Source organism: Micromonospora sp. WMMD708 (assembly GCF_049315245.1).
Classification (GTDB): Bacteria; Actinomycetota; Actinomycetes; order Mycobacteriales; family Micromonosporaceae; genus Micromonospora; species Micromonospora wenchangensis.
In genome coordinates, this window is sequence record NZ_CP186060.1 from 485,890 (window position 1) to 507,230 (window position 21,341).

Annotated in this window: 19 protein-coding genes; 14 read left to right on the top strand and 5 right to left on the bottom strand. The window is 73.8% G+C overall.

Annotated elements, in window-relative coordinates; translation table 11 throughout:
* The first annotated feature begins 21 nt into the window (after positions 1-21).
* From ACN260_RS02200 to ACN260_RS02215, 4 genes are all read left to right on the top strand, one after another.
* Positions 22-1,446, top strand: coding sequence for an MFS transporter (locus ACN260_RS02200; protein ID WP_422754508.1), 1,425 nt, complete (start codon positions 22-24; stop codon positions 1,444-1,446).
* Positions 1,443-2,891, top strand: a complete 1,449-nt coding sequence (locus ACN260_RS02205) for a pyridoxal phosphate-dependent decarboxylase family protein (protein WP_422754509.1) — start codon at positions 1,443-1,445, stop codon at positions 2,889-2,891. Before ACN260_RS02200 ends, ACN260_RS02205 begins: the two co-directional genes overlap by 4 nt.
* Positions 2,892-3,164: 273 nt before the next feature.
* A complete protein-coding gene (locus ACN260_RS02210) occupies positions 3,165-3,728 on the top strand; it encodes an NADH-quinone oxidoreductase subunit B (protein WP_422754510.1) in 564 nt (187 codons plus the stop codon).
* A 263-nt stretch (positions 3,729-3,991) separates the two neighbouring features.
* Positions 3,992-5,308 (top strand): DUF2252 domain-containing protein, encoded by a 1,317-nt coding sequence (locus ACN260_RS02215; protein ID WP_422754511.1) that lies wholly within the window; start codon positions 3,992-3,994, stop codon positions 5,306-5,308.
* A gap of 16 nt (positions 5,309-5,324) precedes the next feature.
* Here the strand turns inward: ACN260_RS02215 and ACN260_RS02220 are convergent, their stop codons facing one another.
* Positions 5,325-6,371, bottom strand: coding sequence for a glucose 1-dehydrogenase (locus ACN260_RS02220; protein ID WP_422754512.1), 1,047 nt, complete (start codon positions 6,369-6,371; stop codon positions 5,325-5,327).
* 175 nt (positions 6,372-6,546) lie between these two features.
* On the opposite strand from ACN260_RS02220, the gene ACN260_RS02225 reads away from it, so the two are divergent.
* Positions 6,547-7,335, top strand: coding sequence for an NADH-quinone oxidoreductase subunit C (locus tag ACN260_RS02225; protein ID WP_422754513.1), 789 nt, complete (start codon positions 6,547-6,549; stop codon positions 7,333-7,335).
* Positions 7,335-8,300 carry a complex I subunit 1/NuoH family protein gene (locus ACN260_RS02230; RefSeq protein ID WP_088644755.1) on the top strand — a complete coding sequence of 322 codons (966 nt, stop codon included), beginning with the start codon at positions 7,335-7,337 and terminating at the stop codon, positions 8,298-8,300. The genes ACN260_RS02225 and ACN260_RS02230 overlap by 1 nt, the downstream gene beginning before the upstream one ends.
* A 50-nt stretch (positions 8,301-8,350) precedes the next feature.
* Here the strand turns inward: ACN260_RS02230 and ACN260_RS02235 are convergent, their stop codons facing one another.
* On the bottom strand, positions 8,351-9,667 hold the full coding sequence (locus ACN260_RS02235; RefSeq protein ID WP_422754514.1) for a S8 family peptidase: 1,317 nt from the start codon (positions 9,665-9,667) through the stop codon (positions 8,351-8,353).
* A gap of 294 nt (positions 9,668-9,961) precedes the next feature.
* Positions 9,962-11,008 (bottom strand): glutathione S-transferase family protein, encoded by a 1,047-nt coding sequence (locus tag ACN260_RS02240; protein ID WP_422754515.1) that lies wholly within the window; start codon positions 11,006-11,008, stop codon positions 9,962-9,964.
* Positions 11,009-11,091: 83 nt separating this feature from the next.
* On the opposite strand from ACN260_RS02240, the gene ACN260_RS02245 reads away from it, so the two are divergent.
* A complete protein-coding gene (locus ACN260_RS02245) occupies positions 11,092-11,514 on the top strand; it encodes an ester cyclase (RefSeq protein ID WP_204957667.1) in 423 nt (140 codons plus the stop codon).
* Here the strand turns inward: ACN260_RS02245 and ACN260_RS02250 are convergent.
* Positions 11,495-12,070, bottom strand: a complete 576-nt coding sequence (locus ACN260_RS02250; protein ID WP_422754516.1) for a Uma2 family endonuclease — start codon at positions 12,068-12,070, stop codon at positions 11,495-11,497. The two genes, ACN260_RS02245 and ACN260_RS02250, sit on opposite strands and share 20 nt — an antisense overlap.
* A gap of 130 nt (positions 12,071-12,200) precedes the next feature.
* Here ACN260_RS02250 and ACN260_RS02255 point away from each other — a divergent pair, with 130 nt between their 5' ends.
* The 7 genes from ACN260_RS02255 to htpX all read left to right on the top strand — a co-directional run bounded on the left by ACN260_RS02255 (position 12,201) and on the right by htpX (position 19,879).
* On the top strand, positions 12,201-12,794 hold the full coding sequence (locus ACN260_RS02255; RefSeq protein ID WP_204924829.1) for a NuoI/complex I 23 kDa subunit family protein: 594 nt from the start codon (positions 12,201-12,203) through the stop codon (positions 12,792-12,794).
* The gene (locus ACN260_RS02260; protein ID WP_422754517.1) at positions 12,791-13,333 is read left to right on the top strand and encodes an NADH-quinone oxidoreductase subunit J; all 543 of its coding nucleotides are present in this window, start codon (positions 12,791-12,793) and stop codon (positions 13,331-13,333) included. Before ACN260_RS02255 ends, ACN260_RS02260 begins: the two co-directional genes overlap by 4 nt.
* Positions 13,330-13,710, top strand: a complete 381-nt coding sequence (gene nuoK, locus ACN260_RS02265) for an NADH-quinone oxidoreductase subunit NuoK (protein ID WP_422754518.1) — start codon at positions 13,330-13,332, stop codon at positions 13,708-13,710. Before ACN260_RS02260 ends, nuoK begins: the two co-directional genes overlap by 4 nt.
* Positions 13,707-15,620 carry an NADH-quinone oxidoreductase subunit L gene (locus ACN260_RS02270; RefSeq protein WP_422754519.1) on the top strand — a complete coding sequence of 638 codons (1,914 nt, stop codon included), beginning with the start codon at positions 13,707-13,709 and terminating at the stop codon, positions 15,618-15,620. Before nuoK ends, ACN260_RS02270 begins: the two co-directional genes overlap by 4 nt.
* Complete coding sequence (locus ACN260_RS02275) at positions 15,617-17,146, top strand: complex I subunit 4 family protein (RefSeq protein ID WP_422754520.1); 1,530 nt, start codon at positions 15,617-15,619, stop codon at positions 17,144-17,146. Before ACN260_RS02270 ends, ACN260_RS02275 begins: the two co-directional genes overlap by 4 nt.
* A gap of 132 nt (positions 17,147-17,278) precedes the next feature.
* On the top strand, positions 17,279-18,799 hold the full coding sequence (locus ACN260_RS02280; RefSeq protein ID WP_422754521.1) for an NADH-quinone oxidoreductase subunit N: 1,521 nt from the start codon (positions 17,279-17,281) through the stop codon (positions 18,797-18,799).
* Between the two features lie 201 nt (positions 18,800-19,000).
* A complete protein-coding gene (gene htpX, locus ACN260_RS02285) occupies positions 19,001-19,879 on the top strand; it encodes a zinc metalloprotease HtpX (RefSeq protein ID WP_422754522.1) in 879 nt (292 codons plus the stop codon).
* Between the two features lie 58 nt (positions 19,880-19,937).
* Here the strand turns inward: htpX and ACN260_RS02290 are convergent, their stop codons facing one another.
* Complete coding sequence (locus ACN260_RS02290) at positions 19,938-21,158, bottom strand: hypothetical protein (protein WP_422754523.1); 1,221 nt, start codon at positions 21,156-21,158, stop codon at positions 19,938-19,940.
* Positions 21,159-21,341: the final 183 nt, after the last annotated feature.

Consider the following 21,341-nt stretch of genomic DNA (forward strand, 5'->3'; position numbering starts at 1 on the left):
ACGTGAGTAGCATTCGGCCGCATGGACGCGCCACCGGCCGGGCCCGGCTCCCCACCCGCCGGCGGGCTGCCCCGTCGGGTGCACGTCGGCTACGCGCTCGGCTCGCTGGCCACCGGGGCGTTCGGCACCGTGCCCGGCCTGCTGCTACTGCCCTACCTGACCGACACGCTCGGGGTGGCCGCCGGGCTGGCCGCCCTGCTGGTGCTCCTGCCGAAGGCGTGGGACGTGCTGGTCAACCCGGTTGCCGGGCGGATCTCCGACCGCACCCGCTCCCGCTGGGGGCCGCGCCGGCCGTGGCTGCTCGGCGCCGGGCTCGCCCTGGCGGTGCTCTTCGCCGCCATCTTCGCCGCGCCCTTCGGCGTCGGGCCGGCCGCCGGGGCGTACGTGGCCGTCGCGTTCCTCGCCACCGCCACCGCGTTCGCCTTCTTCCAGGTGCCGTACGTGGCGATGCCCGCCGAGCTGACCGACGACGCGGCGGAGCGTACCCGGCTGATGGGCTGGCGGGTCGCGGTGCTGGCGCTGGCCATCCTGATCTCCGGCGCGGTGGCCCCGGTGGTGGTGACCGCGGGCGGCGAGGGGGTGGCCGGGCACCGCTGGATGGGGGTGTTCGTCGCCGTGCTGATCGGGCTCGGCGCGCTCGGCGTGTTCCTCGGCACCCGGTCGGCGGCGACCGGCACGGTGACCGCCACCGAGCCGACGCTGCGCGCCCAGCTCGCGGTGGTCGCCGCCGACCGGCCGTTCCGGGCGCTGCTGCTGTGCTTCGTCGTCCAGTCCGCCGGGGTGGCGACCATCCTGGCCGGGGTCAGCTACTTCGCCGCCCAGATCCTGCGCGACCCGACCACCGGGCCGACCGTGCTGTTCGCCTGCTTCGTCGGGCCGGCGCTGCTGGTGATGCCGCTGTGGACCCGGCTCGGCGCCCGGCTGGGCAAGAAGACCGCGCTGGTCGCCGCCTCGCTGCTGCTGGCGGCCGGTGCGGCGGCGTTGCTGGCCGCGCCGGTGCTGCCCGCCGTCGCCGTCTACGCGGTGGTCGCGCTGCTCGGCGTCGGGTACGCCGGCCAGCAGGTCTTCGCGCTGGCCCTGCTGCCCGACTGCGTGGCCGCCTCGACCGCGCGCACCGGACGCCGCCAGGCGGGGGTGTTCACCGGCCTGTGGACCGCCGGGGAGACCTTCGGCCTGGCCCTCGGCCCCGGCATCTACGGCCTGGTCCTGGCCCTGTCCGGCTACGTCTCCTCGGCCACCGGCACCGCCGCCGCGCAGTCCGACACCGCCCGCCTGGGTGTCCTCCTCGGCTTCACCGCCGTCCCCGCCCTCCTGATCGCCCCCGCCACCCTCCTCCTCCGCCCCCACCCCTACCTCCCCCCACCCTCCCCCGGCCTCGTCGATCATGGAGTTGTGGCGGGGACGAAAGCCGCGAAAATCCACGGAAAGGCCACCACAAGTCCATGATCGACAAGAACGGGGTGCCTGCCGAGCGGGTGCTGGACGAGATTCGGCAGCTGCGGGTAGGGGATCGGCCGGTGCACGGGGGGCGGTTGTTCGCCTACGTGTACGACCCGGGGGTGGCGGGGCTCGACGCGTTGGGGGCGGCGGCCCACGCGGAGAGCGCACACGTGAACGGGCTGGATCCGACCGCCTTCCCGTCCCTGCTGGCGATGGAGAACTGGCTCGTCGGGGCGGCCGGCGCACTGCTCGGCGGCGGACCGGGCAGCGCCGCGCCGGACCTGGTCGGCAGCGTCACCAGCGGTGGGACCGAGTCGCTGATCCTGGCCGTCAAGGCCGCCCGGGACGCCCGTCCGGAGCTGACCGCACCCCGGATCGTGGTGCCGGCCAGCGGGCACGCCGCCTTCGCCAAGGCCGCCCACCTGCTACGGGTCACCCTCGACGCGGTTCCCGTCGACCCGGTCACCCTGCGCCCGTCGGTGGCGGACATGGCCGCCGCGATCGGCCCGCAGACGGTGCTGGTGGCCTGCTCCGCCCCGTCGTACGCGCACGGGGTGGTCGACCCGGTGGCCGGGATCGCACAGGTCGCGGCGGCGGCCGGGGTGCGCTGCCACGTGGACGCCTGTTTCGGCGGCTGGACCCTGCCCTACCTGCGTCGCCTCGGCGTGCCGGTGCCCCAGTTCGACTTCACCGTCGACGGGGTCACCTCGATCTCCGTCGACCTGCACAAGTACGCGTACGCCCCGAAGGGGGTGTCGGTGCTGCTGCACCGGGACGCGACGCTGCGCTCCCCGCAGTACTTCGCGTACGCCGACTGGCCCGGCTACACCATGGTCAACCCGGTGCTCGCCTCCACCCGTTCCGGTGGCCCGATCGCCGCCGCGTACGCCACGCTGCGGCACCTCGGCGACGACGGCTACCTGCGGTTGGCCGCCACCACCCGGGACGCGGTCGACACCCTGGCCGCCGCCGTACGCGGGGTCGACGGGCTGCGGCTGATGGCCGAACCGGAGTCCACCGTGGTCTGCTTCACCAGCACCGATCCGGCGCTCGACCTGTTCGTCCTAGTCGACGAGCTGACCGCCCGGGGCTGGCACACCCAACCCCAGCTCCGGTACGCGGACCTGCCCGCCAGCGTGCACCTCACGGTGACCGCCTCGGTGGCCCCCCGGGCGGCCGAGTTCGGCCCGGACCTGGCCGCCGCGGTGGCCGCCGCCCGCCGGGCCGGGCCGGTCGAGCTGCCGGCCGACCTGGTCGCCCTGGCCGGATCGTTGACTCCGGAGGCGCTCACCCCCGAGCTGATCGGTGGACTCGCCGCCGGCCTGGGGCTCGGTGCCGGACCACCGGACCGGATGGCGGTGGTGAACACCCTGCTGGACGCCGCCCCCGCCGCGCTGCGGGAACGGCTGCTGGTGGAGTTCGTCGGGCTGCTGCAACGCCCCACCTGGTGAGCCCTGCGTCTGCTCGTCGCGACCGGGTGGCCGGGACGGTCGAGCTGGCCGGCCTGTTCCTGGCCGGGAGGTGGCGCCGGTCGGTCCATGCCTGGCCGGGGTCGGTCCGCCGGGACGTCGGACGGGTCCGCGCCTGGCCGGGGTCGGTCCGCCGGGACGTCGGACGGGTCCGCCGGGAGGCGGGACGGGCCCGGCCGGTCCGGGGGTGACGCCGGGCGACTGTGGTTGACTGTCCCTGGGTGGACAGCGGGTCAGCGGGGACGGGAGGCGGTCGTGCAGTTGCCGGGAGTGCTCGGCGAGCCGATCCGGTTCGTCCTCAACTGGGGCCGCCGCTACTCGCTCTGGGTGTTCAACTTCGGCCTGGCCTGCTGCGCGATCGAGTTCATCGCCACCAGCATGGGTCGGCACGACTTCATCCGGCTCGGCGTCATCCCGTTCGCCCACGGGCCCCGGCAGGCTGACCTGATGGTGGTCTCCGGCACGGTCACCGACAAGATGGCTCCGGCGATCAAGCGGCTGTACGACCAGATGCCCGAGCCGAAGTACGTCATCTCCTTCGGGTCCTGCGCCAACTGCGGTGGCCCCTACTGGGACTCGTACTCGGTGACCAAGGGCGTCGACCAGCTCATCCCGGTCGACGTCTACGTGCCCGGCTGCCCGCCCCGCCCGGAGGCGCTCCTGCACGGCATCCTCCGCCTCCAGGAGAAGATCGCCGCCGAACAGTCAGGCATCGGCGGCGTCGACCGCACCGACCCGCTGGCTTCGCCCGCCGACACCGCCCCGCGTCCGGTCGAGTCCCTGACCGCCCCCCCGGTCCGCCCTCCGGCCCCCTCCTGACCCACTCCTACGGCCCTCCCGGCCTTCCTGGCTGAACCCCCGCTGCGCCCCGCTCTGCCCTCGCTGTGTCTCGGCCGGCGTCCCGCCCCCGTTGATCAAGAGGTTCGCGTCACCATTCCGCGCGAATCTGACGCGAACCTCTTGATCGACTGACGCGAACCTCTTGATCACCGAGGCGGGGGCGGGCGGGGCGGGCGGGGCGGAGCGCCGGGTGGGGACAGGGTCCGGGGGAGAGGTGGCGGGTGGGGGTTAGCGTGCGGGGCATGACCGACTCCGTGGACCGACGGTCCGCCTTCATCGTCGACGTGTTGACCGAGGAGTTCGGCGCGTCGATGGCGCTCGACCCGGCGGCGTTCCGCCGGAAGTTCCGCAAGATGGCCGCCTCCCCGTTCGCCTTCTACCGGGGCAGCGCCTCGCTGTTCTACGCCGACCAGCGCGGCGACTTCGCCGACGACGCGTTCCTCGACGGGCAGACCAGCCGGGTGTGGATCCACGGCGACCTGCACGCCGAGAACTTCGGCACCTACATGAACGCCTCCGGGCGCCTGGTGTTCAACGTCAACGACTTCGACGAGGCGTACGTCGGGCCGTTCTCCTGGGACCTCAAGCGGCTCGCCGCCAGCGTGGCCCTGATCGGCTACGCCAAGGCCCTGTCCGACCAGGTGATCGGCGAGCTGGTCACCGGCCTCGCCCGGTCGTACCTGACGGAGTTGCGGGCCATCGCCGCCGGTGGGGACGACGCGATCGGCTCGATCACCCTGGACAACGCCGACGGGGTGCTGCGCCGGGTGCTCCAGGAGGCCCGGCTGAACACCCGGGTCGACCTGCTGGCCGCGCAGACCACCGTCGACAACTACGAGCGGCGGTTCTCCCTCGGCGACGGGGTGTTCGAGGTCGACGCGAAGACCCGCAAGAAGGTGTGTGCCGCGTTCACCGGGTACCTGGACACCCTGCCCCCCTCGACGGCCCGGCTGCGGCCGGTCGCCACCCGGATCAAGGACGTGGTGCTGCGTAAGGGGGTGGGCATCGGCTCGGCCGGGCTGCCGTCGTACAACCTGTTGCTGGAGGGGCACACCGAGGCGTTGGAGAACGACGTCGTCATCTACATGAAGCAGGCGCAGGTGCCGGCGGTGGCCCGGCACATCGACGACGAGCGGGTCCGGGGCTACTTCCGCCACCAGGGGCACCGCACGGCCGAGTCGCAGCGGGCCTTGCAGGCGCACGCCGACCCGTGGCTGGGCTTCACCGAGCTGGACGGGGCCGGTCAGCTCGTCGCCGAGGTCTCCCCGTACGCCGCCGACCTGGACTGGTCGGACGTCAACGAACCGGACGAGCTGGCCGGGGTGCTCGCCGACCTGGGTCGCGCGGTGGCCCGGATGCACTCGGTCGCCGACGACGAGTCCAGCCACGACCTGGTCGACTACTCGACCGAGGAGGCGATCGTCGCCGCGATCGGCGACGACACCGACGGCTTCGTCGGGCACCTGGTCGAGTTCGCCCACGCGTACGGCGTCCGGGCCCGCACCGACCACCAGCTCTTCGTCGATCTGTTCCGCAACGGTCGGCTCCCCGGCATCTGAGCCGGCCCGTCGGGCGTCACAGCCCGAACTCCAGCACCACCTTGATGTCGTCGTCGGCGTGGGCGTACGCCTGTGCGTACGCCGACACCGGCACCCGGCGGGTGATCAGGGCGTTCAGCCAGGACTGGTCGGCCCGGGCGAGCGCCTGGGCGGCCAGGTCCCAGTGCCGTCGGTTGGCGTTGACCGAGCCGAACACCACGTTGTTCTCCAGCACCAGCGCCCGGTTGAGCGCCCCGGCGTCGAAGTCGATGGTCCGGCCCCCGCTGGACACCCCGGTCAGGCAGACGATCCCGGCGGGGCCGACCTTGCACATGGCCTCCAGCACCACGGTCGGCGCGCCGGTGCACTCGACCACCACGTCCGGCTCGAAGTCCAGCTCGTCGACCGGCACCGTGTGGTACGTCGCCCCGAGCGCCCGGACCAGGTCCGGCTTGGGGCCGGTGGTGTTGCGGTCCAGCACGTGCACCGACAGGCCACGCTGGACGGCCAGCAGGGCCGCCAGCAGCCCGATCGGCCCGGCCCCGGTGACCAGTACGGTCTGCGGTTTCCACTCGGCCCGGGTGCCGATCTGCGCGATGTGGTCCCACGCCTTCGCCACCACGCTCGCCGGCTCCAGCAGCATGCCGACCGGGGCGAGGACCGGGTCCAGCCCGACGGCGAACTTCGGTTGCACCCGCCACCGTTCCCGGGCGAAGCCGGGCAGCCCCTTGATCCCGTGCTCGGTGTACCGGCCGTTGCGGCACATGTCCCACTCGTCGACGGCGCAGTTCGGGCAGGGCACCGGGTCGGGATGGCGGACGATGCCGGCCACCAGGTCGCCGGGTTGCAGGGTGCCGGTCGGGTCCTCCAGCACCCGGCCGAGGGACTCGTGGCCGAGCACCAGTTCCCGCTGGCCGGGCGGGGCCTCGCCGTAGTCCCCGGAGATGATCTCCTGATCGGTGCCGCAGATGCCGACGGCGAGCGCCTCGACCAGGATGGCGCCCTCCTCGGCCGGCGGCTCCGGCCAGTCCTGCACCAGCCGCAGCGAGTCGCGGACCCCGGGAGTCACCGTCACAGCGCGCACGGCCCCATCTTTCCCCGACCCACGTCGTCATGCCTGACAAAGCGCCAGATGCCCGCTCCGCCACCCGTCGGAACCGTGGCGCGGGCCGTCCGTTCACCTCATCCAGGTGTCCGCCGGGCGCGTACGACCGGGCGGGCGGGCCCGGCGTCGGGGCGGCGGCCATAGGATCAACCGCATGACTCCGGAAGAGGTCGGTCGGCGGGTGGTCGCGCTGCTCACGCCGGTCGAGGCGACCGCGTCGGTGTCCGGCGGGCAGGCCCACGCCCGGGCCACCGTCGACGTACCCCCGGCGGCCTGGGCGGACACCCTCCGCGCGGTACGCGACGACGCCGAGCTGGCCTGCGACTTCTTCGACTGGCTCTCCGCCGTCGACGAGCTGGCCGACGGTTTCGACGTGGTGGTCCACCTGTGGTCGACCCGGCACCGGCACGGCGTGCTGCTGCGTACCCGGGTGCCGAGGCAGACGCCGACGGTGGCGTCGGTGGTCGACGTCTTCCCGGGCGCGGCCTGGCACGAGCGGGAGACCCACGAGATGTTCGGTGTCGACTTCACCGGCCACCGGGGGCTGGCCCCGCTGCTGCTGCCGCCCGAGTTCGAGGGGCATCCGCTGCGCAAGGAGTTCGTGCTCGCCTCCCGGGTGGCCAAGCCGTGGCCGGGGGCGAAGGAGCCGGGCGAGTCCGAGGCCGGCGGGGGTCGCCGGGCGGTCCGCCCACCAGGGGTGCCCGCTCCGGGGGAGTGGGGCGTGGTGCCGGCCCCGGCCGGCCCGGTGACGGTGGGTGACAGGGCTGCGGCCCGCGCGCCCCGGGAGCGGCCGGCCCCGGGGGCCCGTCCGCCGCGTACCCCCGGCCCCGGCGCGGCAGGCGACGACCCGGCGGCCACCGCCCGCCCGGCCCCCGACGGGCCGGGGACGAGCGACGGCCCGGCGCGCGGTGACCAGGCTGGCGACGAGGGGGGTACGGCCTGATGCCGACCTGGTTGGAGCTGGTGATCCGGATCGGCGGGGTGCTGGTCGCGTTCCTGACCCTGCCGCTGATCGTCGGCCAGGCCGAGCACAAGGTGATGGCGCACATGCAGGGCCGGCTCGGCCCGATGTACGCCGGTGGCTTCCACGGGTGGGCGCAGCTCGTCGCCGACGGGATCAAGTTCGTCCAGAAGGAGGACATCACCCCGCGTGAGGCGGACCGGGCGGTGTTCCGGTTGGCGCCGGTGGTGGCCCTGGTGCCCTACCTGCTGGTGCTGCTGGTGATCCCGCTCGGCCCGGACGACCTGGTCGGGCAGCCGCTGGACATCGGCTTGTTCTTCGTCCTGGCGGTGGTCGGGGTCGGTGTGGTGGCGGTGCTGATGTCGGCGTGGGCGTCGGCCAACAAGTACAGCCTGCTCGGCGGGTTGCGCGGGGCGGCCCAACTGCTGGGCTACGAGCTGCCGCTGGTGCTGGCCGCCGCCTCGGTGGCGGTGGCGGCCGGGACGTTGAGCCTCGGTGGGATCGTCGAGGCGTGGCAGCCGTGGTGGCTGCTCTGGCAGGCCCCCGCGATGATCGTGTTCTTCGTGGCGGGGCTGGCCGAGATCCGGCGGCCCCCGTTCGACATGCCGGTCGCCGACTCGGAGCTGGTGTTCGGCTACATGACCGAGTACACCGGGCTGCGGTTCGCGTTCTTCCTGCTCGCCGAGTACGTCGGGATCGTGGTGATCGCCGCGCTGACCACCGTGCTGTTCCTCGGCGGCTGGCAGGGCCCGTTCGCCGACGCCCAGCTCGGCTGGCTGTGGACCCTGCTGAAGGTGTTCGCCGTCTCGTTCGTGATCATCTGGCTGCGGGTGTCGTTCCCCCGGCTGCGGGAGGACCAGCTCCAGCGGCTGTGCTGGCTGGTGCTGGTGCCGGCCGCGCTGGCCCAGCTCGTCCTCACCACCGCCGTACGACTCACCCTGAACTGAGCGCCGACCCGGAGGGGCCCCGGACACTTCCCGGGGCCCCTCCGGCACGCTCACGGCGCGGCGTAGAGCAGGCGGTTCGGGGAGCCGGTCCCCGGGTTGACCACCTTGCCGGTGGTGGCGGCGCTGATCAGTGCGCTCTTGGCGGTGGCGAGGGTCGCCGTCGGGTTGGTCTGCCGGTAGCGGGCCAGCCAACCGGTGACGTGCGGGGCCGCCATCGAGGTGCCGGACCAGCCGCTGGCGACGGCGGTGTTCGAGGCGATGCCGGCGGAGGTGATGTTCACCCCCGGGGCGAAGATGTCGACGCAGGTCCCGTAGCTGGAGAACGAGGCCCGGTTGTCGTTGATGTCGGTCGCCGCGACGGTGATGCCCCGGCTGGACCGGGGGCCGTTGGTGCAGGCGTCGGTGTTGAAGTTGTTGGCGATGAAGACCGGGTACACGCCGTGGTCGATCAGGTTCTCGATCGAGGTGTTCGCCGAGGTGCCGTAGCCCTGGAGGCTGAAGTTCGCCACCGAGACGGCCGCGTGGTTGGTGGCCAGCCAGTCGACGCCCTCGATCAGGTCGGTGCTCCACCCGGAGTTGTCGCACTGGAGGACCCGGACCGCGCGCAGCGTCACCGACTTGGCGACCCCGTAGGTGGTGCCGCCGACGGTGCCGGCGACGTGCGTGCCGTGGCCGTGGCAGTCGTTGGTGCCGTTGCCGTCGCCGACCGCGTCGTAGACCCCGGCGGCGCGGGTGCCGAAGTCGACGTGGGTGGCCCGGATGCCGGAGTCGACGATGTAGGCGGTCACCCCGGAACCGGTCGTGGTGTAGCCGAAGCTGTTGCTCAGCGGCAGGTTGCGCTGGTCGATGCGGTCCAGCCCCCACGACGGCGGGTTGCTCTGCACGGCCTGGGTGGACGCGCCGCCGGCCTGGGCCCGCTCGGCGCGGGCCGTCGTCGGTCCGGTCCGGTCCGGGGTGGTGCTGGTCAACCCGCCCTCGATCCGGGTGTCCCGCTCGACGTACTGCACGGCCGGGTCGCTGCGGACGGCGGCGAGGGCGGCCGGCGGCAGCACGGCGGCGTACCCGTCGAGGACCTGGGTGTAGCGGTTCAGCACGGTGCCGCCGGCCCGCTCGGCGGCGGCGGCCGACTGGTCGGTGCGGGCGAGGCGGGCGGTGCGTTCGCCGCTGACCGGCTTGTCGGAAAGGACGACGATGTACCGGTCCGGCGCGGCTTCCGCGCTGCCGGCCAGCAGCGGCGCGGGCGCGTCCCGTCCGGGGGCGGGGGTGCCCGGTGCCGCGACGGCGGCGTTGGTGGTGGTGGCGAGCGCACCGGCGAGAACACCGGCGAGTACGCCCAGACGTGCGGTCCTGCTACCCAGCTTGCGCAAGGCTCGTTCCTCCTCAAGGGGGGAGTCCGTAGTGGACGTGAGTCCGCCATCGACGGAAATCGCAGCGACGGACCTCCCCACTCCAACAGGTCATATTGACCATCGTGTTAACTCTTGGGCACCCAAGGTGAATGTGTGGCACCTCTCAGTGTCCGCAGTCGACGGCGGTTCACGCCCGACCGGGGTCGGTGGCACGGTGTGGCGGCCCGGTGCCCGGAGGCGGTGGCGCCCCCGGGACACGGCAGTGCGCCCCCGCCCGGTGGGTCGGGCGGGGGCGCACCTGGTGGGGGTGGTTCAGCCGATCGGGGTGTGTTCCGGCGGCACCTGCTCGCCGGGCGGCGGGGGCGGCGGGGGCGTGCCGTCGCCGAACGGCCGGCCGCCCAGCGCCTCCCGCCCGTGCGGGCTGAGCCAGTTGACCAGGTCCGGGCCGAGCGGCACCACTCCGGTCGGGTTGATGTCCCGGTGCACCTCGTAGTAGTGCCGCTTGATGTGGTCGAAGTCGATGGTGTCGCCGAACCCCGGGGTGGTGAACAGGTCCCGCGCGTACGCCCACAGCACCGGCATCTCGCTGAGCTTCTGCCGGTTGCACTTGAAGTGGCCGTGGTAGACCGGGTCGAACCGGGCCAGCGTGGTGAACAGCCGCACGTCGGCCTCGGTGATGGTGTCGCCGACCAGGTAGCGCTGGCCGGCCAGCCGGTCGCTGAGCCAGTCCAGCCGGTCGAACAACCGCCGGTACGCCTTCTCGTACGCCTCCTGCGAGCCGGCGAAGCCGCACCGGTACACCCCGTTGTTGACGTCGGCGAACACGACCGCGTTCACCTCGTCGATCTCGGCGCGCAGGTGTTCCGGGTAGAGCTGCGGGGCGCCCTCACGGTGGTACGCCCCCCACTCGGTGGACAGGTCCAGGGTCATCTGCGCGTAGTCGTTGGTGACCACCTGACCGGTGGGCACGTCGACGATCGCCGGCACGGTGATCCCCCGGTCGTAGTCGGGGTAGCGGGCGAAGAACGCCTCGGCCAGCCGTTCGATGCCGAGCACCGGGTCACGCCCGTCCGGGTCCAGGTCGAACGTCCAGCTCCGGGCGTCGTGGGTGGGCCCGGCCACCGCCATCGGCAGCGCCTCCTCCAGCCCGAGCAGCCGCCGTACGATGATCATGCGGTTGGCCCACGGGCAGGCCCGGCTGACGACCAGGCGGTAGCGGCCCGGCTCGACCGGGTAGCCGTCCCGCCCGTCGACGGTGATCCGGGTGGCGATGTAGCGCTGGTCCCGGGTGAACTCACCGCCCGGCTCGACGTACTTGCCGCCGGTCCGGGTCGCCGTCCTGCCGTTGCTCTCCGCCATGGTGTCGCCCTTCGTCCGCTTCGGCTCCCATCATGGCGGGTCCGGCGTCCGGTGGCACGGTAACGCGGGCCTAGGCTGCCCACATGATCGACGTGGCGGCGGTGGCCCGGCGGTTCGTGGCCGACGTGTGGAACGCCGGCCGCGAGGAGTCGGCGTACGAGTTGGTGGCGCAGGAGTGCCCGGGGCTCGGCGGCACCGGCCCGGCGGCGGTGCTGGCCTGGCATCGGGACCGCCGGGCCGCCTTCCCCGACCTACGTTACAAACTGGTGGACGTGGTGGCGGCCGGGGACCGGGTGGCGCTGCGCTGGCGGGCCGCCGGCACCCAGGCGGGACAGTTCGGCCCGGTGCCGCCGACCGGGCAGGTGGTCAGCTACTCCGGGGCGACGTTCCTGCGCTTCGACGCCGCCGGGCGGATCGTCGACGTGTGGAGCGTCAACGAGCTGTTCCAACTGCTGCAACAGTTGGGTGTGGAGATGCTGCCGCCGCTCACCGACGCCGGGGCGTGATCCGGGCGATCGACAGGTTCACCGGGAACGGCTCACCGGTGTCGACGAACTTCGTCCACCGCCCGGTCTCGGTGTAGACCTCGTTCACCGCGTCGATCTTGTAGGTGTGCACGACCAGACCGTCGTCCTCCACCTCGATCCGCCAGTAGAACGGGATGCCGGCCTGCGCGTAGAGGGTCGGCTTGAGCACCCGGTCGATGGAGCGGGTGCTGGGGGAGACGATCTCGACGGCCAGCACCACCTCGTGCGGTTCGTACCGGGACGGCTCGCGGGCGGCGGCGGTGGACGTGGTCACCAGCACGTCGGGGATGAACGAGCGGGTCCGGTTGATCCGCACCTCCACGGCCTGGGTCACGTCGTAGTCGTCGGGACAGTCCTCTTCGAGCGCGACGCCAAGTCGCATCGCGATGGTCTGGTGGATGCGGGTGGGGGAGGGGGACACGATCAGCACTCCATCGAGAAGTTCGCGGCGGCGGCCGTCCTCGGGCAGCGCGTCCAGATCGTCAGTCGTCCAGCCGCCCTCGGGCGGATGGTCGTTCTGCAGCGCGGCGGTCATCGGTCGGTCCTTCCCGGTGCGTCGTTCTCCCCGCCTGTCAGGGTAACGCCGGCAAACGCCGGGTGGTGGTCGCGCACGCCGTGGCCACAGGGCAGGATGACCCCATGAGCGAGCGAGTCGGGGCGACACGGTGAGCGAGCACGGCGGGGGCACCGGCGGAGGGCTGGTGAAGGGGCTGGCGGTCACGTTGAAGACGATGACCCGCCGGTCGCACACCCAGCAGTACCCCGACGTCGCGCCCGAGCTGCCGCCCCGCTCCCGGGGGGTGATCGCGCTGCTGACCGAGAACTGCACGGTCTGCATGCTCTGCGCCCGGGAGTGCCCCGACTGGTGCATCTACATCGACTCGCACAAGGAGGAGGTGGCGGTGGCCGGCGCGGCCCGTCCCCGCCAGCGCAACGTCCTCGACAAGTTCGACATCGACTTCTCGCTCTGCATGTACTGCGGGATCTGCATCGAGGTCTGCCCGTTCGACGCCCTCTACTGGTCGCCCGAGTTCGAGTACGCCGAGTACGACATCAAGGACCTGCTGCACGACCGGGACCACCTCGGCCAGTGGATGGCCACGGTGCCGCCGCCGCCCGCGCACGACCCGCACGGCGAGCCGGCCAAGGAGGAGACCACCGCCGCGCGCAAGGCCGCCGCCCCGACCAGCTCCGCGGCCCGCCCCACCGTGGTACGCCCCGAGCCCGGCCCCGCCGACGACGGAGGTGCTCCCCGGTGACCGGTGCGGACGTCCTCCTGCTGGCCCTGGGCGCGGTGGCGGTCGGGTCGGGGGTGCTGGTGGTCGCCACGAAGCACCTGGTCCGGGCCGGCCTCTACCTGGTGCTCTGCCTGGGCGCGCTGGCCGGCGACTACCTGGTGCTCACCGCCGAACTGGTCGCCTGGGTGCAGGTGCTGATCTACGTGGGCGCGGTGGTGGTGCTGCTGCTGTTCGCGGTGATGCTGACCCGGGCCCCGATCGGAGCGTCCGACGACCTGGACCGGCCGGGCTGGCCGGCCGCGCTGATCGGTGCGGGCACCGGGCTGGGCCTGACGGCGCTGCTGGTGGACGCGTTCCGCTGGTCGACGGTGGAGCTGCCGGCGGCGGGCACCGCCGAGGGCATCGGCGAGCAGGTGTTCCGCTCCTGGGTGCTGCCGTTCGAGGTGCTGTCGGTGCTGCTGCTGGCCGCCCTGGTCGGCGCGGTCATCCTGTCCCGCCCCGACATCGGCCGCCGCCCCGACACCGTCCCCGCGCAGTCGCGAACAGAGGTGGTCCGGTGAGGCCGGTCATCCCGTACGTCACCGCCGCGCTGCTGTTCGGCCTGGGCGTCTACGGTGTGCTGCGGCGACGCAACGCGGTGCTGGTGCTGATGGCGGTGGAGCTGATGCTCAACGCGGTCAACCTGATCCTGGTCACCGCCGACACCACCGTGCGGGCGGCGCTGCCGCACTCCGGGCAGGTCTTCGCGTTGTTCGTGATCGTGCTGGCCGCCGCCGAGATCGGCGTCGGGCTGGCCATCGTGCTCCAGCTCTACCGGCTGCGGGCCAGTGTCACCGTGGACGACGTGCCGTTGACCGAGCCGGCCGGGGGCCGGGCGGGGTCGACAGGTGACGTCGCGGCCGGGCCGGCCGGCGCACAGGCGGGGGCCGGGCGGTGACCGGGCTGCTCGGGGCGGCGCTGCCGGTCGTACCCCTGGTTGCCGGGTTGCTCGGGTTGCTGCTGCCGCCGGCACCGCAGGGCGCGACCACCGGGGAGGGTGTGGCCCGGCGGGCGGCGATCGGCCTCGGGGTGGCGGGCGCGGCTGGCGCGTTGCTGGTCGCGGTGCTGCTGCTGGTGCGCCTCGGCGACCCGGTGGAGACCAGCACCACCTGGATCGACCTCGGTGGGCTGCGGGTAACCCTCGGGGTACGGCTGGACGGCGTCGCCGCGCTGGTCGCGGTCGCGGTGGCGGCGGTGGCCCTGGCGGTGCAGGTCTACTCGGTGGCCTACCTGCGGCGCGGCCCGCACGACGACGTCGAGGTGGACCACCGCTACCCGCCCTACGCCGCGCAGATCAGCCTGTTCACCGCCGCGATGCTGCTGGTGGTGGTCAGCGGGGACCTGATCCTGCTGCTGGTCGGCTGGGAGGTGATGGGCCTCTGCTCGTACCTGCTGATCGCCCACGACCGCCGGCTGCCCGAGGCGCCCGCCGCCGCGATGAAGGCGTTCCTGGTCACCCGGGTGGGTGACGTCGGGTTCCTGCTCGGCATCGCGCTGCTCGGCGTCTCGGCGGGCAGTTTCCGGATCGCCGACGTGCTCGCCCACGACCACGCCACCGGCACGCTGACCGCCGCCTGCCTGCTGCTGCTCGCCGGGGTCGCCGGCAAGAGCGCCCAGTTCCCGCTGCACACCTGGCTGCCGGACGCGATGGCCGGCCCGACCCCGATCTCCGCGCTGATCCACGCCGCGACCATGGTCGCCGCCGGGGTGTACGCGGTGACGAGGCTCTACCCGCTGTTCACCCGGGCCCCGGTGGCACTGGCGGTGCTCGGCGTGCTCGCCTCGATCACCCTGCTGCTCGGCGCGTTCGCCGCCACCGCCCAGGACGACCTGAAGCGGGTGCTCGCCTGGTCGACGGTCTCCCAGCTCGGCTACATGACCGGCGCGCTCGCCGTCGGTGCCCCGGCCGCCGCACTGTTCCACCTGCTCACCCACGCCGCGTTCAAGGCGCTGCTGTTCCTCGCCGCCGGTGCGGTGATCCACGCCGTCGGCACCACCCTGTTGTCCCGGATGGGCGGGCTGCGACGCAGCATGCCGGTCACCTTCTGGTGCACCCTGATCGGCCTGGGTGCGCTGGCCGGCGTGCCGCCGCTGTCCGGTTTCTGGAGCAAGGACGGTGTGCTCGCCGCCGCCGAGGCCGCCGCGCTCGACGGCACCGGTCCCGCCCCGGCGTGGGTCGGCTGGCTGGTCTGGCTGGCCGGTCTGCTCGGGGTGCTGCTCACCGCCGCGTACGCCACCCGGCTGCTGCTGCGCGCCTTCTTCGGCGAGCCCCGGCTGCCGCTGCTGCACCCGCACGACCCACCGGCTCTGATGCGTTGGCCGGTGCTGCTGCTGGCCGTCCCGGCGGCGCTGCTCGGGCTGGCCGCGTTCTGGCCGCCGTTCACCGACCGGCTACGGGGCACCGCCGCCGACGTCGACCTGGTCCACCTGACCCCGGCGGTGCTGCTACCGCTCGTGCTGCTGCTGGTCGGGGCGGGGCTGGCCTGGGCCGGCTGGCGGCGTGACCCGGCCGCCGATCCGGCCCGCGCGCTGGGTCCGCTGCGTCCGGTGTTCGCCCGCGCCTTCCGCCTCGACGACCTGCAACACACCCTTGTGGTACGCCCCACGACGGCGCTGGCCCGGGTGACCCGTACCGGTGACGAGGTGGGGGTGGACGGCCTGGTGGAGGGGGTCGGCCGGGGCACCTCGGCGCTCGGTGCCGGGCTGGCCGCGCTGCACCGGGCGGCGCTGCCCCGCGCGACGGCGGCGGTGCTGGCCGGCGCCCTGCTGATCGGCCTCGCCGCCGCCCTGATCGGAGCATCCTCATGAGCTTGGGACAGGTGTTGCTGATCGGGGTGTTGGCGTTGCCGGCGGTGGGGGCGGCGCTGGTGGCCGTGCTGCCACGGGAGCGGGCGGCCCGGCTGCTGGGCACGGCGGTCGCCGGCCTGACCCTGGTCGGGGCGGCGCTGCTGGTGCTCGGCGACCACGGCTGGTTCGGCTACGGCCCGGCTCCTGCGGTGCAGCCCTGGCACGAGGTCGACCTGCCCTGGGTGCCCGGCCTCGACCTGCGCTTCCACCTCGGGGTGGACGGCATCTCCTGGCCGCTGGTGGTGCTCACCGCCCTGCTCACCCTGCTCTGCTGCGGCTACACCGTGCGCCGGGTGCCCGAGGGCCGGGGGAGCGGCCGGGCGCTGGTGGCGTTGCTGCTCATGGTCGAGGTGGGCATCCTGGGCACCTTCCTCGCCCTCGACCTGGTGCTCTTCTTCGTCTTCTTCGAGGTCGTCCTGCTGCCGATGTACGCGGTCATCGCCGGCTGGGGCGGCACCGGCGATGACCTGCCGGCGCGCGACGCGGCCCGCGCGGCGGCCCGCAAGTTCGCCCTCTACACGCTCTTCGGCTCGGTGCTGCTGCTGGTCGGCGTGTTCGTCGTGGTGGCCGCCGCAGGAACCGCCGACATCGTCGCGCTGACCGGCGGGACGGGACTGTCCCGGGGCACCCAGTTGGCCGCGTTCGCCCTGCTCGGGTTGGCGTTCGCGGTGAAGGCCCCGCTCTGGCCGCTGCACACCTGGCTGCCCGACGCGCACACCCAGGCACCCACCGTCGGCAGCGTCATCCTCGCCGGGGTCCTGCTCAAGATGGGCACGTACGGCCTGATCCGGGTCGCCGTCGGGGTGGCCCCGGAGGGTGCCCGCTGGGCCGCGCCGATCCTGGGGGTGCTGGCCGTCGCGGCGATCCTGGTCGGCTCCCTGGTCTGCCTGGCCCAGGACGACCTGAAGCGGCTGATCGCCTACTCCAGCGTCGGTCACATGGGCTTCGTGCTGCTCGGGGTGGCGACGCTGACCGCCACCGGCATCCAGGCGGCGCTGATCGGCAACGTGGCGCACGGGGTGATCACCGGGCTGTTGTTCTTCCTCGCCGGGGCGGTCAAGGACCGGGCCCACACCGGGGCGCTGGCCGAGCTGTCCGGGCTGCGGGAGACCGCACCCCGGCTGGCCGGTCTGCTCGGCTTCGCGGCGGTCGCCTCGCTCGGCCTGCCCGGCCTGGCCGGGTTCTGGGGGGAGGCGTTCGCGGTGGTCGCGGCCGTCGAGCGGGGCGGGCCGCTGTGGACCACGCTGGCGGTGCTGGCGGCGGTCGGCGGGGCACTCACCGCCGCGTACTTCCTGCGGTTGCTGCGCCGGGTCACCCACGGTCGGCCGAGCCCGGCGGTGGGCCGGTTCACCCCCGCCCTGGCCGGGGTGGAGCTGACCGCCTGGGTCCCGCTGGTCCTGCTCGCCCTCGCCGTCGGCCTGGCACCCACCCTGGTGCTCGGCTACGCCACCGGCCCGGTGGACGCCCTGGTGGGGATCGTCCGGTGAACGGGGTCGGTCCGGTGAGCGCGAGGAGTGCAGCGCAGCGGAGCCCCGCAGTCGCGAGCGGAAGGGTGGTCCGGTGAGCGCGAGGAGTGCAGCGCAGCGGAGCCCCGCAGTCGCGAACGAAGGGTCCGACTCGTGAGTGTGGTGCAGAGCGTCGACAACATGGCGTTGCTGCCGGCGTACCTGGCGGCCGGCACCGTCGTACTCGTGCTGCTGGCGGATCTGCTGGTCGGCCGGGCCGGCGCGACGGTGGCCGTGGCCTGCGCGGGCGTCGTCGCCACCGGCGTCGGCGCGGTGGCGGTGGGCGCGGCCGGCACCCGGCGGACGTTCTGCGTCGGCACCGACTGCTCGTGGGTTTTCGACGGCCGGGCGGCCCTGGTCGCGGGGGTCTTCGCCCTGCTCACCCTGGGGGTGCTCGGGCTCTCCGGGCCGCTGCTGCGCGGTGGCCCGACGCCCGTCGGCGAGTACTGCTTCCTGCTGGCCTGCTCGATGACCGGTGGCGTGGTGCTCGGCGCGGCCGGTGACCTGATCACCCTGATCGTCGCCCTGGAGACCCTGACCCTGCCGCTGTACGTGCTGGTGGGCCTGCGTCGGGGCAGCCTGGCCAGTGCCGAGGCGGCGGTCACCTTCTTCGTGGTGAGCGTGGTGGCCACGACGGTCACCCTGCTCGGCGCGGCACTGCTCTACGCGGCGACCGGTGGCCTGCACCTGGGTCGGCTCGGCGGGCTGCTGGCCGACGCGCCCGACGTGCCGCTGGTCCCGGCGGCGGTGGCGCTGGTGGTGCTCGGGCTGGCCTTCAAGGTGGCGGCGGTGCCGTTCCACGCCTGGGTGCCGGCGACCTACGACGGGGCACCGCTGCCGGTGGCGGCCTACCTGTCCACCGCGTCGAAGCTGGGCGGGGTGGTGGCCCTGCTGGCGGTGGTGCAGCGGGCGCTGCCGGCCGAGGTGACGGGCCCGGTGCTGGCCCTGCTGGCGGTGCTCACCATGACCGTGGGCAACCTGGTGGCGCTGCGCCAGCGGCGTACCGTCCGGTTGCTCGCCTGGTCGTCGGTGGCGCAGGCGGGCTACATCCTGGCTCCGCTGGGGGTGCTGGCGTCGGCCGCCGGCCGGGCCGATGACGTCCGGGCCGGGGCGTACGCCGCCGCGGTGGCGTACGCGGTCTTCTTCGTGGTGGTGGAGTTGGCAGCGTTCGCGGCGCTGGTGGCGCTGCGCCCGGCCGGTGCGGACGGCGGCGCGGTGGCGGACCTGAGTGGGGTGGCCCGGCGGCGGCCCTGGGCCGGGGCGGCGTTCGCGTTGGCCCTGGTCGGGCTGGCCGGCCTGCCGCCCGGGCTGGCGGGGCTGTTCGCCAAGGTGACCGTGGTGCGGGCGGTACTGGACGGCGGGGCCGGCTGGCTGGCTGTGGTGGTGGCCCTGAATGCGGTCATCGGCCTGGCCTACTACCTGCGCCTCGCCGCCACCCTCTACGCCGACCCGACCCCGCTGCCGGCCGGTCCGACGCGGGCTGCGGAGTCGACCGCCGCCGGGCAGCCGGTCGCGCCCGGGGTGCTGACCGGCCGGGTGGCCTGGCCGGTCTCCGTGGCGCTGGCCGGGGCGACGGCACTGGCCGTGGTGATCGGCTTCGCCCCGCAGTTGGTGCTGGACCTCGCCTCCCGCTGACCGGCCCGCGCGGAGCGTCCGCCCCGGCGGGCCGGACGCCCCCTGACCTGGTGTCCCGGGCCGTCCCCGGTGTCCGGTCCGTTCAGCGGGTTCACAGCTTCTGTCAGTCAACTGCCAGTCATGAGCTGGATGGTTGACGGGTACCGGTGACGTTGTACCGGTCAGCGGGTCCCGCGCGACCCGCGCACCGAAGGAGCGATCGTGCATCACAACCGTCTGAAGACCGCAGCGCTGCTGGGCCTGCTGACCTCGCTGATCCTCGCGGTCGGCTACTGGTTCGGTGGGAGCGGTGGCCTCGTCGTCGCCGTCGTCGTCTCGTTGCTGATGAACGGAGTGACCTACTTCTTCTCCGACAAGCTCGCGTTGCGCTCGATGCGGGCGCAACCGGTCAGCGAGGCCCAGTTCCCCGAGCTGTACCGGATGGTTCGTGAGCTGGCCACCGAGGCCCGTCAGCCGATGCCCCGGCTGTACGTGAGCCCCACCTCGCAGCCCAACGCGTTCGCGACCGGGCGTAACCCGGCCAACGCGGCGGTCTGCGTCACCCAGGGGATCACCGAGATCCTCGACTACCGCGAGCTGCGCGGGGTGATCGGCCACGAGCTGTCCCACGTCTACAACCGGGACATCCTGATCTCCAGCGTGGCGGCCGGGCTGGCCGGCATCATCACCATGTTGGCGAACCTGGCGTTCTTCATCCCGCTGGGTGGCAGTAACGACGAGGACGGCCCGAACCCGGCCGTGCTGCTGCTCACCATCATCCTCGGCCCGATCGCGGCCACCGTGATCCAGTTGGCGATCAGCCGGAGCCGGGAGTTCCAGGCTGACGCCTCGGGCGCGCAGCTCACCCGGGACCCGCTGGCCCTGGCCAGTGCCCTCCGCAAGATCCACCTGGGGACGCAGGCCCGGCCGCTGCCCGCCCAGGGTCAGCTCACCAGCACCGCCCACCTGATGATCGACAACCCGTTCAAGCGGGGTGGCGGCATCGCCGCACTCTTCTCCACCCACCCGCGGATGGAGGAGCGGGTGGCCCGGCTGGAGCAGATGGCCCGCACCACGGGCCCGGTGCAGTTCCAGCGCTGACCCCGACCGACACCGCGCCCGCGTCCAGCCCGGACGCGGGCGCGGTCGTGTCCACGGGTCAGCGGGTCGGGCCGGTCGGCTGCGGGCCCACGTCGGCGGGCAGCCGGTCGGGGCGGGTCAGCAGCACCACGACCAGCAGCAGCACCCCGGCCAGCAGGTAGGCCACGGCCGGCCCGAACAGCGCGGCGGCCGAGCCGAGCAGGAAGATCCCGCAGCCGGCGACGACGATGTTGGCGGCCACGATGGTCGCCTCCACCTGCCCCATCCGCTCCACCGGGGCCAGCCGGGCAAAGGTGGCCTGCGCGCCGATCAGCCACCCGCCGCCCGCGCCGATCAGCGCGTTGGCGCATGCCAGCGCCCATACCGGGGCGTGCGTGGCGACCAGCAGGGCGGCCAGCAGCAGCGCCCCGGCCAGGGCGGCGGCCACGGTGACCTGCCCGGCCAGCCGACCCAGCCAGGTGCCCCGCCCCAGCACCAGCACGAAGACCGCCCCGCCCAGCGCCGACGAGGCCAGCACCACCGGCCGCCAGGCCCCGGCGGCGAGGTCCGGGGCGAGGGTCTCCGGCAGCGCGCCGGAGAGCACGGTGGCGAGGGTGAGCAGGGCCACACCACGCAGCACCGGATGCCCGGCGATGGTCTGCAGGCCGGCGGTGGCCGGCGGGCGCGGCCCGCGCCGCCGCTGCTGCCCGCCCGGCAGGCCGGCCAGCACCACCGCCGCGACGAGGAACGAGACCAGGTCGATCAGGAGCGCCACCCGGGGGCCGAGCGCCACGGTGATGCTCGCCCCGGCCAGCAGCCCCACCACCTGGCCGACCTGGTTGGCGAAGGCGGACAGGCCGAACAGCGGCAGCCGCAGCGGGGCGTCCACCGCCTCGGCGGCGACCGCCACGTTGACGCTGGAGTAGGCGGCCCGGACCGCGCCGAGCAGCCCCGCCGCGACGATCGCCGGCACCGGCCGGGGCACCGCGAGGGGGGCCGCGATCAGCACCGCGCCGGCCACCGAGAGCCAGACCAGCAGGGTACGGCGGGCCGGCACGTCCAGCCAGCCGCTGAACACCGTGGCGACCAGCAGGGCGGGCAGGGCGCGGGCGGCGTACACGGCGGCCGGCCCGAGGACCGACTGCGTCTGGTCGTACGCGAGCAGCAGCAGCGCGGCCAGCCCCACGAAGTCGCCCAGCTCGGAGATCCCCCGGGCGGTGACCAGGCGGGAGGCGACCGGATGCCGGAACAGGGCCAGGTAACCGGGGGGCGGTGAGAGCCGCTCGTCGGCGTCGGTCATCAGGTCGTCGGATCCGCTTCCTCGACCCCGTTCTGCTGGTGACGGGTGCTCTCCCGGAGCACCGGGACAGCTGCCCGGCGGCGGCTGCCCCGGGACGCCGGGCCGGGCCGGCGGCGTTCGGTCGTCGTGCCGACCATTGGACCTCCTACGGCATCGGGGGCGATCCAGCGGTGTATGTATCTG